The sequence below is a fragment of the Anaeromassilibacillus sp. SJQ-5 genome (assembly GCF_054108045.1).
Genome location: NZ_JBPJWQ010000001.1, coordinates 1,793,173 through 1,809,161, shown reverse-complemented (window position 1 = coordinate 1,809,161; position 15,989 = coordinate 1,793,173). Strand labels below are relative to the sequence as shown.

Here is a 15,989-nt window from a genome sequence, read left to right as displayed (position 1 = left end):
TTTGAGCAAACGTTGTAAATATATGGCGAATCGTGTTATACTGAAATTGACAAGGTGGTGACGCTAAATGAATGATAAAAAAATTCAAATTCGAAACAGCACTGTCGACTTCTTGGTCTTTACAAAAGACGCGGCGGAAGATTCGATAGAAGTCCGGGTGCAGGACAAAGATGTATGGCTCACGCAAAAGGCAATTGCCAAATTGTTTGATGTAGAGCGCAGCGTAATTACCAAACATTTAAAAAATATATTTGAAGGCGGCGAACTCGATGAAAATACAGTATGTGCAAAATTTGCACATACTGCCGACGATGGCAAGACATATCGCTATAAGTTCTACGCCTTATCCGCTATTGTAGCAGTAGGTTACCGGGTAAATTCTCAAAGAGCAACGCAGTTTCGCCAGTGGGCCACAAAGGTGCTGGACACGTTTGCAAAACAGGGCTATGTACTGGATAAAAACCGGCTGATAAACGGACAGATATTTGATGAGGATTATTTTGAACATCTTATTTTTGAGATTCAGGAGATAAGGGCAAGCGAACGTAGGTTTTACCAAAAGATAACCGATATATATGCAACTGCAGTAGATTATTCAGTTGACAGTAAGGTCACTCATGATTTTTTTGCCACCGTACAAAATAAGATGCATTATGCTGTTCATGGCAACACAGCGGCGGAGATGATTGTGGCCCGCGCTGACCATACCAAAGAGCACATGGGGCTTACCACTTGGTTAAACGCTCCACGAGGTAAATAGTAAAAGCGGATGTTTCCGTTGCCAAGAATTATTTGTCGAAAGATGAACTGCAGGAATTAAACGAGATTGTCACCATGTACCTTGACTACGCGATTCGTCAAGCTAGGCGACATATTCCTATGACCATGGCGGATTGGGCCAGCAAGTTGGATGCCTTTCTTCAGTTCAATGATGCGGAAATACTTCAGGATAAGGGAAAAGTTACAGCGGCTATAGCGAAAGCATTTGCGGAAAGTGAATTTGAGAAATACCGAGTTTTGCAGGATAGAACCTATCAGAGTGACTTTGATCGTTTAACTGGATTGGTTGATGGCCAAACCGAGCAAGAATGAGATAGCCCTATAATGGTCTGCAAATATTAGCGATATCTGAAGATAAAGAAATGTCTCCGGCTGCGGTACATACAAGGATGCCGCGGTCGGAGAATGATTTTGATCTAGAAGCATTAGCAGATGTTGTAAATATATGGAGAATTATGGTATAATAATAATATACCCATGCTTTAAAACCTATATTAGTTAGGGGATACTGGAATTGAAAATAATAGAAAGCATTACAATTAAATATTTTCGTTCCGTCTATACTTTGACGATTAATAATTGTAATGATATAACCGTAATAACAGGCCAAAATGATGTCGGTAAATCAAATATAATAAAGGCACTTAATCTATTCTTTAATCAAAAGACAGATTATCATACAGAATATAATTTTGATATAGATTATTCATTGATTCGGAAACGAGATGTTAAGGAAACCATTAGGGGACAGCAATTTATTTCTATATCTATAAGATTTAATCGAGGAAATAGAATGGTTAATTCGCTTCCGCCTATATTTACGGTAACACGTCGATGGGATTTACATTCAAATGAATACAAACAATCGACAGATGTATTAGTTAAAATGGAATCCTATTCCAGAAAGAAAAATATAAGGTGCTCTGAGAAAGTTACGATGACTTTTTTGAGTAATTTTTTACATAAAATAAAATATATCTATATTCCTGCGATTAAAGATGAAAATGTTTTTAATAATACATTAGATTTATTACAACAGAGTTTATATAGTTCTGTATACAGAAAGGATTTAGACGCTCCTGTTAATGCAACAAATGCTATAATCCAAAAAACTATGGAAGATTTGCAGAATGATTTCAAAATCGCTACAGGAATCACTACTACAATAGGAATACCAGAATCTTTAAATTTTGCAAAAAGACTATTTCAAGTTAATACACAAGTCTTTGATGAAACAGATACAGTAACTATTGATAAGAGAGGTGATGGTATAAAGGCTCATTATATTCCAAAAATACTTGATTATTTAGCAAGAAATTCAAAAGAATTTTTTATATGGGGCTTTGAAGAACCAGAAAACTCATATGAATATAGGCGATGTATTCAAGTGGCTGAAGAATTTGATTCTCAATATAGTTCTTGTAGTCAAATATTTCTGACTAGTCATTCACCCGCTTTTTATAATAATCCGTCAGATAAGAAGACTGTGCTACGTGTTAAGAGGGGCTCTGACGGAAAAACATTATTATGTCAGGACGATAAATCGATTGACGAAGAACTTGGTTATATAGAATTATATAGAGAATTTATTGAAAAAGTAAAAATATTAGAAAAACAATATAAAGAAGTTAGTGATGAAGCAACTGCATTAAGTAATCAAATTAAGAATATTCAAACCCCTGTTATTTTAACTGAAGGAAAAACGGACGCAGCTTTATTAAAGCTAGCTATATCAAAACTTGGATTATGTCAATATTCTGATTGGGAGATTCGCCCAATAATTTCGGGTAATACATCAAATAATGAAGCTTTACAAAAATATCTCACAGATATAAGTAGTAATGCGGCTGTAAATCAATTGATTATAGGTATGTTTGATAGAGATACACCAATTTTTTTTAATTCCGGAAATGATCTTAGATTTCAAGAGTTTTTAAAGATAAGTTCAAATATATATGCTTTTTCTATTCCTGTCCCCCATGGCCGACCAGAGAAAAATGATATTTCAATTGAGCATTATTTTACTGATGGTGAAATTAAAACTGAAGTAGGAGGAAAGCGACTATTTCTAGGTACTGAATTTTACCCCACTGGCAATTTTATAGGTGATGAAGAATTATATTGTAATAAAAAAAATATTTTGGGAACCATTAAAATAATCGAGCATGAAAGTAAATGCTATGTTACAAAGGCAGATGGAACTGGTGATTACAGTATATCTAAAGCTAGATTTGTAGAATGTATAGAACAAGGCGTAGTTGGTTTTAGCGATATATCGTTTGCTGAATTTAATAAGATATTTGATATTATCAAAAAAATCTTAGACGATAGTACTGTGTGATTTTATAAAAAATGGATGCGCGTTAACATAATTAAAAAATTTTGCATCTAAAATGTCCGGTAAACACAAACGACAAGGCATCGTCCGAAAGGGCGGTGCCTTGTCGTTTTACAAAGCGTCGTGCCGGCTGTGGTACATACAGGGATGATCGCGTTTGATCTAGAATTATTAGTAGCTGTTGTAAATATATGGAGAATTATGGGAGATAAGGTAGAATAAGTTGCGCAAATTGAAAAAGGGATAAAAAAAGAGACATAGTTTGCAGTCTTTGGTAGAATGAAGTCACGACACACCATTCTGAAAGGAGACAATAAACTATGTCCGAGAAAATTGTACAACTAAATGAGGAAGTAATCAAGGGTGAAATCAGGGAACTGGTGCGTGGGAGCGTGGAGGAGACCCTCAACGGCCTGTTGGAGGCGGAGGCGCAGAAACTGACCCAGGCGGCGCGCTACGAGCGCAGCGAGGAGCGGCAGGCCTACCGCAGCGGTCACTACCAGCGTAACTTGACCACCAGCTCCGGCGACGTGACCTTGAACGTCCCTCGTTTAAAGGGAGCAACCTTTGAAACCGCCATCATCGAGCGGTATCGCCGCCGGGAGAGCAGCGTGGAGGAAGCGCTGATTGAAATGTATCTGGCTGGAGTATCTGTGCGCCGCGTGGAGGACATCACCGAGGCACTGTGGGGCAGCAAGGTGTCCCCCTCTACCATCAGCGAACTGAACAAGAAAGCCTATGTCCACATTGAAGACTGGCGCAACCGCCCCTTACAGGGCGGTAAGTACCCGTATGTGTATGTAGACGGCATCTACCTGCGCCGCAACTGGGGCGGAGAGTATGAGAATGTGGCCGTACTGGTTGCCATTGCGGTTAACGAAGACGGCTACCGCGAGGTGCTGGGCGCTGCCGAGGGTATGAAAGAGGACAAGGCTAGCTGGGTCAGCTTCTTTCAGTGGCTCAAAGGGCGGGGTCTGGAGGGCGTCCAGCTCATCGTGGGAGACAAATGCCTCGGTATGCTGGAAGCTGTGGGAGAGGTGTACCCGGACGCGAAATACCAGCGGTGTGTGGTACACTTCTACCGCAACGTGTTTTCCTGCGTCCCACGCACCAAGGGGAAGCTGGTGGCCAAGATGCTCAAAGCAATCCATGCCCAAGAGAGCAGAGCCGCCGCCCAGGCGAAGGCGCGGGACGTAGTGACCGCTCTGCGTGAAATGAAACTGCCCGAGGCGGCGAAAAAGGTAGAGGATGGGCTGGAGGAAACACTTGCTTACACTGCTTTCCCCTATGAGCACTGGACGCGCATCCGCACCAACAATGTGATTGAACGTCTTAACCGGGAGATCCGCCGTCGCACTCGCGTGGTGGGGGCTTTCCCAGACGGTAATTCTGCCCTCATGCTTGTCTGTGCCCGGCTGCGTCATGTGGCCGGCACTCAGTGGGGCAGCAAGAAGTATATGAACATGAAGCATTTAGACGGGGCGTGTGACGATGCCTCTTTTGCCGGTTGACTTCTTTCTGTTTTTGACTGCAAACTAATTTGCGCATAACTCTTGACACTACCAATTATGGTATGATAATAGTATACCTATGCTTTAAAAACTACATTAGTTAGTGGATACTGGAATTGAAAATAATAGTAAGCATTGACAATGAAATATTTTCGTTCAGTCTATACGTTGACGAACTGGTGATTATAAAATATCCCGCAAATACACGCCGGAGCAAGCTATGTATTGCTTGCTCACTTTAACTGCTAGTAATAACTGCAGTCAGCTTTTGAATTCTGTCAACAAATATATTGCAAAAAGTTATGGGAATTTTGTTGGAGGGGTTATTTTGATTAAAAAATTGGTTGGACTATCAGCAGCCTGCTTGACGGCATTTTCATTATGTTCCTGTACGCATGATCTAGAGCGGAGCGCCGGCTCGGGAAAGCCTACAACTTCTTATACAGATTTTCATTTTGGTAGCGAATCTAATACTACGCTTCCTTCGGATTCGTTCATCAGCCAAACGCCGAAATCGAACGTCAGCCAAGAAACGAATATGCCAGCAACCACTTCGAAAATAGCCAGGGGCACCACTTCTTCAAAAACGCAATCCACAACAACTACACAGAAGCCTACAACATCCAATATCCACCCTCTGGATGTACCATTGGTATTCGATGATGGTATTGTGGAGAAGCTAGTGCGAGAATTTGTTGATAAGCCTAAAGGTAATGTGTATCCCCGTGACTTCAGCGATTTTATAGATACTCCGAAAAATTTTGTGGTTGAATATAATGAGAGCACCAATAAGACTTCTTTTGCCGACTGGAGCGGCGTAGGAAATATGGCGGAATGCAACGGAAAGGTAAACAGCTTTAAGGCTTTATCTACCATTCCATTTAAATATGTTCATCTTGATAATATTTCGGATATTAATTACTTTTGCTCAGAAGCGTTAGAATCCATTAGGATGGTTTGCAGTGAAAAAACCGAAAATTTTAAATGTTTAAGTCGATCCAAAAATTTAAAATCCTTATATATTGAAGAATGTAAGGCGCTTGATTTGTCTTTGCTTAGCGGTTTGCAGAATATTGAATCTATTACTATTAGGGAAAGCGAAGTCAATGGATTTAACGTGGTAAAAAGTTTTAAAAAGCTCAAAGTTTTTGAAATCTCCGATACGAGCTTTACGGACGTTTCCGGCTTAAGCAATCATCCGAGTTTGGAATCTTTAAGGTTTGATTATATTCCGGAAATGGATTTGTCATTTCTATTGACAATGCCAAGATTGAAGTTCCTAACGGTCGGCGGGTTAGAGCGTGTTAATTCCTTTGTACAATTTCCTTCCCAAGCCATATATGAAGCGCTGACACAAAAGGGCGTAACAATCCAAACCTATGGAAAGGATGGATGGGCATAGTCAATAACCAGTGTGCAGAAAATTCAATTTTAGTACGATGTCCCTGCATGTCAAATAGCCTCTATTTTCTGGGAGTGGATTGTTCCGCTCCCAGATTTTTTATAGTAAATTTTGAAGTGCCATAGGATATGCACAATATAATACACATAAGAATTTTTGGTAGTGTCAAGAGTTATGCGCAAATTAGTTTGCAGTCAAAAACAGAAAGAAGTCAACCGGCAAAAGAGGCATCGTCACACGCCCCGTCTAAATGCTTCATGTTCATATACTTCTTGCTGCCCCACTGAGTGCCGGCCACATGACGCAGCCGGGCACAGACAAGCATGAGGGCAGAATTACCGTCTGGGAAAGCCCCCACCACGCGAGTGCGACGGCGGATCTCCCGGTTAAGACGTTCAATCACATTGTTGGTGCGGATGCGCGTCCAGTGCTCATAGGGGAAAGCAGTGTAAGCAAGTGTTTCCTCCAGCCCATCCTCTACCTTTTTCGCCGCCTCGGGCAGTTTCATTTCACGCAGAGCGGTCACTACGTCCCGCGCCTTCGCCTGGGCGGCGGCTCTGCTCTCTTGGGCATGGATTGCTTTGAGCATCTTGGCCACCAGCTTCCCCTTGGTGCGTGGGACGCAGGAAAACACGTTGCGGTAGAAGTGTACCACACACCGCTGGTATTTCGCGTCCGGGTACACCTCTCCCACAGCTTCCAGCATACCGAGGCATTTGTCTCCCACGATGAGCTGGACGCCCTCCAGACCCCGCCCTTTGAGCCACTGAAAGAAGCTGACCCAGCTAGCCTTGTCCTCTTTCATACCCTCGGCAGCGCCCAGCACCTCGCGGTAGCCGTCTTCGTTAACCGCAATGGCAACCAGTACGGCCACATTCTCATACTCTCCGCCCCAGTTGCGGCGCAGGTAGATGCCGTCTACATACACATACGGGTACTTACCGCCCTGTAAGGGGCGGTTGCGCCAGTCTTCAATGTGGACATAGGCTTTCTTGTTCAGTTCGCTGATGGTAGAGGGGGACACCTTGCTGCCCCACAGTGCCTCGGTGATGTCCTCCACGCGGCGCACAGATACTCCAGCCAGATACATTTCAATCAGCGCTTCCTCCACGCTGCTCTCCCGGCGGCGATACCGCTCGATGATGGCGGTTTCAAAGGTTGCTCCCTTTAAACGAGGGACGTTCAAGGTCACGTCGCCGGAGCTGGTGGTCAAGTTACGCTGGTAGTGACCGCTGCGGTAGGCCTGCCGCTCCTCGCTGCGCTCGTAGCGCGCCGCCTGGGTCAGTTTCTGCGCCTCCGCCTCCAACAGGCCGTTGAGGGTCTCCTCCACGCTCCCACGCACCAGTTCCCTGATTTCACCCTTGATTACTTCCTCATTTAGTTGTACAATTTTCTCGGACATAGTTTATTGTCTCCTTTCAGAATGGTGTGTCGTGACTTCATTCTACCAAAGACTGCAAACTATGTCTCTTTTTTTATCCCTTTTTCAATTTGCGCAACTTATTCTACCTTATCGAATTTTTATTTTTCGAAAAATGATAGGAAAAAGTTGTAAAAACATGGCGGAATATGGTATAATTCTAAATAATAGAGAAATATCCGATAAGAGGGGCGCGGGGTTAGCACGTTGGCGGTTGGGGCGGATCCGTGGAGATGCCGCCGAAGTTATTCGGTAAATTGGTATTGTTAGGCACCTCTGCCTCATCTGTCATCGGAAATATATTGTCCGGGAGGTCAGAGTATGATATATCCGGCTCATATTCGCCGTGACGAGAATGGGGGTGTGCAGGAGGTGCAGACGGTTGAGGTCCACTGCAGAAACTGCGCGCGTCTTGCGGCGCAGGAAGCACCGCCCGGTATGGTGCAGACGGCCTACCTTTGCGGTCTACTTCATGACATGGGTAAGTATACCCTAGCCTTTGCCCGCTACATCGAGCAGGCGTCACGGGACGAGTCTGTGCGCCGGGGCAGCGTGAACCATACCTTTGCAGGCGCTCGTTTTGCACTCGAAAGATGGCACACCCCGCCCTCGGGGAGCCTCCGGGACTTGACCAGCGAACTCATCGCCTTTGCGGCCGGCTCTCATCACGGGCAGTTTGACTGTATCGATGAAGATGGAAAGGACGGGTATCAGCACCGGCAGACAGCGGCGGATATTGGCTACGGGGAAGCGAAAGCGGCCTTTTTATCCCGGTGTGCCACGGAAGCGGAGCTGGATACCTTATTTATGGCTGCGGTCGAAGAAATGGCGCAGGCCATGGAGCGATTCCGACCAATTGCAGGCACAGACGAAGAGATGCTGTTCCAGTATGCGATGCTAAGCCGACAGATCCTATCGGCCGTCATTGATGGCGACAGGCGAGACACGGCGGAATTCTGTTTGGGGATTTCTATTCCCCACCAGGTGAAAGAAGAAAGCGCTCTATGGCAGCGCTGTTTGCGGAAGGTGGAAAACCGCCTCCAATCGTTTACTGACGAGTCGGAAATCAATCGGGCCCGCCGGACGATTTCCGACCGCTGCAAAGCGGCGGCCAAGTGGGGCGCGGGCATTTACCGGCTGAATATCCCCACCGGGGGAGGGAAAACGCTGGCCGCCCTTCGCTATGCTTTGGCGACAGCCGCCGAACATGAAAAGCAGCGCATAATCTTCGTGATTCCGCTGCTTTCCATTTTGGATCAGAACGCGAAAGTCATACGCGAGTATCTGGACGATGACAAGCTTATCCTCGAGCATCATTCCAACGTGATACAGGAAAAGTCCGGTGATAAGCTGGATGAGAATGAACTGCTGATGGAGACGTGGGCGGCTCCCGTTGTGATCACCACATTGGTACAGCTGCTGAACACGCTGTTTTCCGGCAAGCCCTCCTGCATCCGCCGGATAGCGGCTTTGCGCGACAGCGTCATCGTGATCGATGAAGTGCAGTCCGTCCCCCGCACCATGCTGTCCCCATTCAATATGGCGCTGAACTATTTGAGCGCTTTCTGCGGAGCGACGATCCTGCTTTGTTCCGCCACACAGCCTTGCCTGGAGCAGACGGCGCATCCGCTCCTTTTGGCTCATCCGAGCGACCTGGTGGCTTATGACGCCGCTCTCTGGAAGGCCTTCCGACGAACAGAAATCTTTGACAGGCGCATCCCGGGGGGCTATTCCACGGAAGAACTGGCGGCGTTTGTTTCGTGCTGCGCCGACGAGCAGGGGAGCGTGCTGCTCATCTGCAACACCAAGGCCGAGGCGCTGGGGCTGTATCGACAGCTGCGGCTGCAGCCAGGAACGTTCCATCTTTCCACCGCCATGTGTATGGAACACCGCCTTCGGACACTGCAAGCCATTCATGCGGCGCTGCACGATCACGAAAGAGTGGTCTGTATTTCCACCCAGCTGGTCGAAGCCGGGGTCGATTTTTCCTTTGGCTGTGTGATTCGGATTTTGGCGGGGATGGACAATGTGGTGCAGGCGGCGGGCCGCTGCAACCGAAACGGCGAACATGCGGAGCGCGGACCGGTATATCTGGTGAATTTGCGGGAGGAACGTCTCAGCCGCCTGCCGGAAATTTGGCAGGCCCAAAAAGCGGCGGAATCGTTGCTGGCGGATTTCGCGGAAAATCCGGCGGCTTTTGACGGAGAGCTGACTTCGGATACGGCCATACGTGCGTATTACCGCGCGCTGTACGCAGAGATGGACAATGGCGGACAGGACTATCCTCTGCCGGATCTGGGGACAAGCCTGCTGGATTTGTTATCGGTCAACCGGGTGTTTCGCAGCCGCTGCCGGACGGCCGGCGCGTATATCCTGGGGCAGGCATTTCAGACAGCGGGGAAGCGATTCCGCGTGTTTGAGGACAACACCATGGATGTGCTTGTCCCGTTTGGAGAGGGGGCCCAGCTTATTGCCGCTTTGTGTTCCGATAAAGCCAGATGGGATCTGGTCCATCGGGGGGAGCAGCTGAAAAAGGCGGGACGGTACACCGTTTGTCTGTACCAGTATCAGCTGGACAAGCTGCGGGAGAATGGCGGCGTGTATTCTCTGTGCGACGGCACGATTCTCGCCTTACAGCCGGAGTTTTACGCGGAGGAGACAGGGCTTTGCCTGGAAGGTGAAAACGAACAATTTTTGGAGGTGTGATATGGAACACAGAAATCAGGTGGAATTTGAGGTGACGGGCGCTTACGGCCTGTTTTCCGATCCGGTGATGCGCGTCGGCGGAGAGAAATGCTCCCTGCAGGTACCAACCTACGAGGCGCTGAAGGGCATCCTGGCCTCTGTCTACTGGAAGCCGACGCTGATTTGGTACATCGATGCGGTACGGATCATGCATCCCATTCAAACAGAGGTGAAGGGCATACGTCCCATCGCCTACAGCGGAGGAAACGACCTGTCTTTCTATACATATCTAAAGGATTGCCGCTATCAGGTGCGCGCGCATTTTGAATGGAATGAAAACCGCCCGGAGCTGGCTGGCGACCGCAACGAGCATAAGCACCACAACATTGCCAAACGTATGATCGAGCGGGGCGGCCGCCGGGACGTGTTTTTAGGCGCCCGGGAATGCCAAGGCTACGTGACGCCCTGCGTCTTTGGGGAGGGGGCCGGCTGCTATGACCAGACGCCCGAGCTGGCCTTTGGGCTGATGTATCACGGCATCACCTATGCGGACGAGGCTTACTCCGATGACACGCGCGGCCGGATGAGCGTACGCTTCTGGTATCCGGTCATGCGTCAGGGGGTGATTGCGTTTGACCGGCCCGAACAATGCCCCATTACCCGGCCGGTGCGGGAAATGGAATGCAAACCGTTCGGGGCTGCCTTGGAAAACTTTATAGGCGCAGAGGAATTTGGAAAGGAGGTCGAGTGAATGGGGCTGCTGCAAGCGGCATACCGCACCTATGAGACGCAGGCCGCGCGGGCGGGCGTGCCCTTCGCCGGAGAAAAGGAACCGCTGACCCCGTTGTCGCACATGATGGCCAACGCTCATATCGAGATAACCTTGAACATGGATGGCCATTTTCAGAGCGCCGTGCCGGTGCCGAAAGAGGATTGCAAGACCATCATTCCGGTTACTGTTGAATCGGCCAACCGGACGAGCAAGAACACGAAAGCCCATCCGCTGTGCGACCAGCTGCGGTATCTGGCGCCCTTTGGCGGTGAAAAATTTGCCGCCTATCTGGAACAGCTGAACCGCTGGACGGATTCCCCGTTCAGCCAACCCAAGCTCCGGGCGATCCGGCAGTATATCGCCGCGGGCTCCATTGTCCGCGATCTTGCCGCGGCCGGGGTTATCACGCTGGACGAGAACGGCAATCCGGGCAACGGAAAAATTGAGGGCATTCCTTTTGATAAATGTCTTGTCCGCTGGCGGGTGGTCCCGGCCCCGGAAGGAGAGTCGACCGCCTGTTGGCGGGACAAAGCGCTGTTCAGCAGTTTTTCCGCGTTTTATGCCCACGAGCGCGAGGGGGAGGAACAGGACCTGTGCATGATCACCGGCGCCGCCGATGTCGTCTGTGACATGCACCCCAAAGGGGTGCTGGCGTACAGCAACGGCGCGAAGCTCATCTCTTCCAACGACAGTAACGGCTTTACCTACCGCGGCCGCTTTACCCAGTCCAAAGAGGCGGTCAGCGTCGGCTATGACGCGTCGCAGAAGGCGCACAGCGCTCTGCGCTGGCTGACGGTCAACCATGGCGCCATCTTTGGAGGGCGCACCTTTCTATGCTGGAACCCGGAGGGGGCCAGCGTCCCGTCCTTCGCCGTTTTCGGATTTTCCAAACAGGAAAAGCAGGAAAAGAAGGATTTTGTCAGCTACCGCGATGCGTTGAAAAAAACCATAGGCGGCTATCGGCAGGCGCTTCGGCCGGAGGCGGATGTGGTGGTGGCGGCCTTGGATGCCGCCACCACCGGACGCCTGTCGGTGACCTACTACAATCAGCTCATGGCCTCTGATTTCTTAGCGCGTATCGAACGTTGGTATGAGACCTGCTGCTGGGACAGCCGCCGCTTTGGGGTGCAGGCTCCGCCGCTCAAGCGTATTGTCGACTGCGCGTTCGGCACCGAACGGACCCAATTTTTTGAGACGGACGGCCATGTTCTGCGTGAGCAGATACAACGGCTGCTGCCCTGCATTCTCGATGAAAGGCCGGTGCCGAAGGATATTGTGCGCGCTTTGGTAAACCGGGCCGGAACCCCCTTGGCGTATCAGGGCGCCAACCGGGAAACGCTGTTGGAGGTAACCTGCGCATTGGTGCGCAAAGACCGCCATGACGATAAAAAGGAGGAATGGAAATTGGCCCTTGACACATCTAGCATAAACCGCAGCTACCTGTTCGGCCGCCTTTTGGCCGTGGCCGAGCAGGTCGAGCGCGCCACCTACGATCGGGAGGAAAAACGGGATCCCAACGCCATTCGCATGCAGGCGGTATTCGCCCAGCGTCCCCTATACGCCTGGCGCATCATCGAAGAAAAGCTCAATCCCTACTATGCGCGGCTGAAACCAGGGCTGCGCGCTTACTTCAAAAACCTCGTGGGCGAAATTTTGGACAAGCTGCCCGAACCGGACGATCCCACGCTGCCCCAAAGGCTGGAGGACGTGTATCTGCTCGGCTATTACCAGCAGCGCACGGCACTGACCAGAAAAAAAGAAAACACTGTGACGGAGGAGAAGAATGATGAGTATTCTGAGCAACAAGATTGATTTCGCGGTTCTGGTATCGGTGACCATGGCCAACCCCAACGGCGACCCGCTCGACGGCAACCGCCCGCGCACCAGCTATTCCGGGTATGGAGAAATTTCCGACGTATGCATCAAGCGCAAGCTTCGCAACCGGATGCAGGATATGGGGCAGCGCATTTTTGTCCAGTCGGACGACCGCAGCGACGACGGCTGCAAGAGCCTCAGAGAGCGGGCCAATGCGGTGCTGGGGAAGACCAAGGACCGGGACGAATATGCCCGCATCGCCTGCGAGACCTGGATGGATGTGCGCAGCTTTGGTCAGGTGTTCGCTTTCAGCGCCTCCGATAAAAGCGGGGTTTCCGTGGGGGTGCGCGGCCCGGTATCCATCCATCAGGCGGTGAGCCTGTCCCCCGTAGAGGTCAAAAGCCTTCAAATTACCAAAAGTGTCAATGGCGAACCCGGCGAAAAGCGAAGCTCTGACACCATGGGCAGCAAGCATATAGTGCGTTTCGGCCTGTATCTCGTTAAAGGCTCGATCAATGTCCAGTTGGCCCAAAAGACTGGTTTCACAAATGAAGATGCCGGAATTGTCCGGGAATGCCTGCGCACCCTGTTCGAAAACGACGCCTCCTCGGCCCGGCCGGACGGCTCCATGGAGGTTTGCAGGCTCTATTGGTGGGAGCATAACTGTCCTTGCGGCCAGTATTCCTCTGCCAAGGTTCACCGCTCCTTACACGTGGCTTTGAAGACCGGTGTGGAGCAGCCGGATTCCTTTGAGGATTACGACGTGACATTGGATACGCTGCCCGGGCTTGCCTGTGAGATTATTGATGGAGTATAAAGAGGAGGATTTTCTCCAGTTATCCGGCATCCAGCATTTTAAGTTCTGCCGCAGGCAATGGGCACTCATCCATATTGAAAATCAGTGGGCCGAAAACTTTCGCACGGTGGACGGCGAAATCCTGCACAAAAACGCTCACGACAAGGGTTTTCGCGAAAGCCGGGGCGAGGTGCTCATCACCCGGGGAATGCATGTGTTCTCCGCCTCCATGGGGGTTTCCGGCGAATGCGATGTGCTGGAATTTCATCGGGACGAAACCGGCATTCCTCTTAAAGACCGGGAGGGGCTCTGGCGGCCGTATCCGGTAGAATACAAGCGGGGCGAACCCAATGAACGAAGCGGCGACACCCTGCAGCTTTGCGCGCAGGCCTTATGCCTGGAGGAAATGCTGTGCTGCGATATTCCGGAAGGCGCGCTGTATTATGGGGAGATCCGTCACCGAATGGTTGTATCCTTTACGCCGCAGCTGCGCGATCAAGTGCGGGTGATGTTTGAGGAGATGCATGCCCTTTATCAGCGGGGATATACGCCTAAGGGCAAACGAAGCCGTGCATGCAATGCCTGCTCTCTGAAGGATTTATGTCTGCCCGGCCTGATGCACACACGCCCGGTAGCGGATTATGTCAGAGAAAGCCTGGAGGATATCGGATGAAGCATCTGCTCAACACGCTTTTCATTACATCTGAGGATATTTACTTGTCGCTGGATGGCGAAAATGTGGTGGCTAACCGGGATAAGCAGGCGGTGGCTCGTTACCCCCTGCACACCCTGTTTGGCATTGTTTCTTTTTCTTATGCGGGGGCTTCTCCGGCATTAATGGGCGCCTGTGCGCAGCGGGGCGTCAGTTTATCCTTTTGCTCACCCGGCGGACGTTTTTTGGCGCGGATCTGCGGAGAGAGCAGCGGAAATGTGCTGCTTCGCAGGGCGCAGTACCGGGTGGCGGATGATGCAGAGCTTAGCTGTGCCGCCGCGCGTACGATGATTTTTGGAAAGCTGTACAATTCCCGCTGGAGTTTGGAACGGGCCCGGCGCGATCATGGTCTGCGGATAAATGACGAACGGCTTAAGTCTGCGTCCGCTCAACTGAAAAATTTGCTTCCGCAGGTTGCCTCGGCCGCTCATCTTGATCAGCTTCGGGGCTTGGAGGGCGTCGGCGCCGCGGCTTATTTCGATGTGCTGGATGAAATGATTCTGAACAATAAAAACGAGTTTTTCTTTCACGGCAGAAGCCGGCGGCCGCCTTTGGATGCGTTCAATGCTATGCTGTCTTTTGCCTACAGCCTGCTTGCCAACGATTGCGCGTCCGCATTGGAGAGCGTGGGGCTGGACGCCTATGTGGGGTTTTTACACCGCGATCGCCCGGGGAGAACATCCCTGGCCTTGGATCTCATGGAAGAGCTCCGTCCCTGTATGGCGGATCGGTTTGTCTTAACGCTTGTTAATAACAGAATCTTGGCGCCGGATGATTTTGAGACGCGCGAAAGCGGGGCTGTTTTCATGACAGACAACGCACGCAGAATTTTTCTGAAAGGCTGGCAGGAAAAGAAAAAGGAAACGCTGACACATCCGTACCTGGGAGAGAAGCTGCCATGGGGAATGGTTCCCTACATACAAGCTTTGCTGTTGGCGCGATATCTACGCGGCGACTTGGATGGATATCCACCGTTTTTATGGAAGTGATGGGAGATGCTTGTTTTAATCACCTACGATGTCAACACAGAAGACGCCTCGGGACGCAAACGTCTGCGCCGAATTGCGAAGCAGTGTGTCAACTATGGCCAGAGGGTGCAATGTTCTGTTTTTGAATGCTTGCTGGATGCGGCCCAATGCCGGAGCTTGCAAGCAAAGCTCTGTGACATTATGGATAAAGAAAAAGACAGTTTGCGTTTTTATTATTTAGGGGATCGGTATGAGAAAAAGGTGGAGCATTTTGGCTGTAAGCAAAGCTATCGTCCCGAAGAGCCGCTGATTTTATGACGGTGCGAACGGGATGTGCACAGAAAAACACAGGAGGTTCGCACCAGCTTTAAGCCTTATCTTTTCTTGGATTTAAGTCGAGAGCAAAGGAGGGAATGCTTTTAGGAAAATCTGCGTGCAGAATTTATGGTATATGGATAAATTCTCGCATAAAAAACATGCACTTTTGCTGTCGCTCCCCCCGCGGGGAGCGTGGATTGAAATTTATTTGCGATGAGTTCCAGGTCAGGTATCACAAAGGTCGCTCCCCCCGCGGGGAGCGTGGATTGAAATGTCGCTTTGTGGAAATTTTCCCTGGCATCTTTGTGTCGCTCCCCCCGCGGGGAGCGTGGATTGAAATTAAGTTTGTCAACGGCATGTCTATCACTGTGGAAGTCGCTCCCCCCGCGGGGAGCGTGGATTGAAATCCTATATCCTACAACAGCAAAAACGACATTTCTAGCGTCGCTCCCCCCGCGGGGAGCGTGGATTG

The 15,989-nt window shown here is 49.9% G+C and carries 11 protein-coding genes, 1 pseudogene and 1 CRISPR repeat array (1 of these 13 running past the window's edge); of the genes and pseudogenes, 11 read left to right on the top strand and 1 reads right to left on the bottom strand.

The features are described 5' to 3' along the window. Window positions 1–67: 67 nt before the first annotated feature. From ACSAMM_RS07725 to ACSAMM_RS07710, 4 genes and pseudogenes are all read left to right on the top strand, one after another. Window positions 68–1,092 (top strand): annotated as a pseudogene (locus tag ACSAMM_RS07725) (virulence RhuM family protein). Window positions 1,093–1,294: 202 nt separating this feature from the next. Then, on the top strand, window positions 1,295–3,121 hold the full coding sequence (locus tag ACSAMM_RS07720; RefSeq protein WP_457790875.1) for an ATP-dependent nuclease: 1,827 nt from the start codon (window positions 1,295–1,297) through the stop codon (window positions 3,119–3,121). Between the two features lie 317 nt (window positions 3,122–3,438). Next, window positions 3,439–4,629 (top strand): IS256 family transposase, encoded by a 1,191-nt coding sequence (locus ACSAMM_RS07715; protein ID WP_457789050.1) that lies wholly within the window; start codon window positions 3,439–3,441, stop codon window positions 4,627–4,629. A gap of 328 nt (window positions 4,630–4,957) precedes the next feature. Continuing rightward, complete coding sequence (locus tag ACSAMM_RS07710) at window positions 4,958–6,031, top strand: hypothetical protein (protein WP_457790873.1); 1,074 nt, start codon at window positions 4,958–4,960, stop codon at window positions 6,029–6,031. 211 nt (window positions 6,032–6,242) lie between these two features. Here ACSAMM_RS07710 and ACSAMM_RS07705 read toward each other — a convergent pair whose 3' ends face one another. Then, window positions 6,243–7,433, bottom strand: coding sequence for an IS256 family transposase (locus ACSAMM_RS07705; RefSeq protein WP_457789050.1), 1,191 nt, complete (start codon window positions 7,431–7,433; stop codon window positions 6,243–6,245). A 339-nt stretch (window positions 7,434–7,772) separates the two neighbouring features. On the opposite strand from ACSAMM_RS07705, the gene cas3 reads away from it, so the two are divergent. Genes cas3 through cas2 form a run of 7 tightly spaced genes read left to right on the top strand, consistent with a single transcriptional unit; the run spans window position 7,773 to window position 15,517 of the window. Beyond that, window positions 7,773–10,157: a CRISPR-associated helicase Cas3' gene (gene cas3 / locus ACSAMM_RS07700; protein ID WP_457790871.1), complete on the top strand. Its 2,385-nt coding sequence runs from the start codon at window positions 7,773–7,775 to the stop codon at window positions 10,155–10,157. 1 nt (window position 10,158) lies between these two features. Beyond that, complete coding sequence (cas5c, locus tag ACSAMM_RS07695) at window positions 10,159–10,887, top strand: type I-C CRISPR-associated protein Cas5c (protein ID WP_457790869.1); 729 nt, start codon at window positions 10,159–10,161, stop codon at window positions 10,885–10,887. Continuing rightward, window positions 10,888–12,720 (top strand): type I-C CRISPR-associated protein Cas8c/Csd1, encoded by a 1,833-nt coding sequence (gene cas8c / locus ACSAMM_RS07690; RefSeq protein ID WP_457790867.1) that lies wholly within the window; start codon window positions 10,888–10,890, stop codon window positions 12,718–12,720. Next, window positions 12,695–13,540, top strand: a complete 846-nt coding sequence (gene cas7c, locus ACSAMM_RS07685) for a type I-C CRISPR-associated protein Cas7/Csd2 (RefSeq protein ID WP_178724058.1) — start codon at window positions 12,695–12,697, stop codon at window positions 13,538–13,540. Before cas8c ends, cas7c begins: the two co-directional genes overlap by 26 nt. After that, window positions 13,530–14,192, top strand: coding sequence for a CRISPR-associated protein Cas4 (cas4, locus tag ACSAMM_RS07680; protein ID WP_178724023.1), 663 nt, complete (start codon window positions 13,530–13,532; stop codon window positions 14,190–14,192). Before cas7c ends, cas4 begins: the two co-directional genes overlap by 11 nt. Then, entirely contained in the window at window positions 14,189–15,220 is a 1,032-nt protein-coding gene (cas1c, locus tag ACSAMM_RS07675; RefSeq protein WP_457790865.1) for a type I-C CRISPR-associated endonuclease Cas1c, read from the top strand. Before cas4 ends, cas1c begins: the two co-directional genes overlap by 4 nt. A gap of 6 nt (window positions 15,221–15,226) precedes the next feature. Continuing rightward, entirely contained in the window at window positions 15,227–15,517 is a 291-nt protein-coding gene (gene cas2 / locus ACSAMM_RS07670) for a CRISPR-associated endonuclease Cas2 (RefSeq protein WP_178724019.1), read from the top strand. Between the two features lie 171 nt (window positions 15,518–15,688). Next, window positions 15,689–15,989: a CRISPR direct-repeat array (repeat unit 33 nt; unit sequence GTCGCTCCCCCCGCGGGGAGCGTGGATTGAAAT) (it continues 4,189 nt past the right edge of the window).

Coding starts and splice junctions, on each gene's coding strand:
- ACSAMM_RS07715 (WP_457789050.1), top strand. CDS start 3,439: ATGTCCGAGAAAATTGTACAACTAAATGAGGAAGTAATCAAGGGTGAA.
- ACSAMM_RS07705 (WP_457789050.1), bottom strand. CDS start 7,433: ATGTCCGAGAAAATTGTACAACTAAATGAGGAAGTAATCAAGGGTGAA.
- cas3 (WP_457790871.1), top strand. CDS start 7,773: ATGATATATCCGGCTCATATTCGCCGTGACGAGAATGGGGGTGTGCAG.
- cas5c (WP_457790869.1), top strand. CDS start 10,159: ATGGAACACAGAAATCAGGTGGAATTTGAGGTGACGGGCGCTTACGGC.
- cas8c (WP_457790867.1), top strand. CDS start 10,888: ATGGGGCTGCTGCAAGCGGCATACCGCACCTATGAGACGCAGGCCGCG.
- cas7c (WP_178724058.1), top strand. CDS start 12,695: ATGAGTATTCTGAGCAACAAGATTGATTTCGCGGTTCTGGTATCGGTG.
- cas4 (WP_178724023.1), top strand. CDS start 13,530: ATGGAGTATAAAGAGGAGGATTTTCTCCAGTTATCCGGCATCCAGCAT.
- cas1c (WP_457790865.1), top strand. CDS start 14,189: ATGAAGCATCTGCTCAACACGCTTTTCATTACATCTGAGGATATTTAC.
- cas2 (WP_178724019.1), top strand. CDS start 15,227: ATGCTTGTTTTAATCACCTACGATGTCAACACAGAAGACGCCTCGGGA.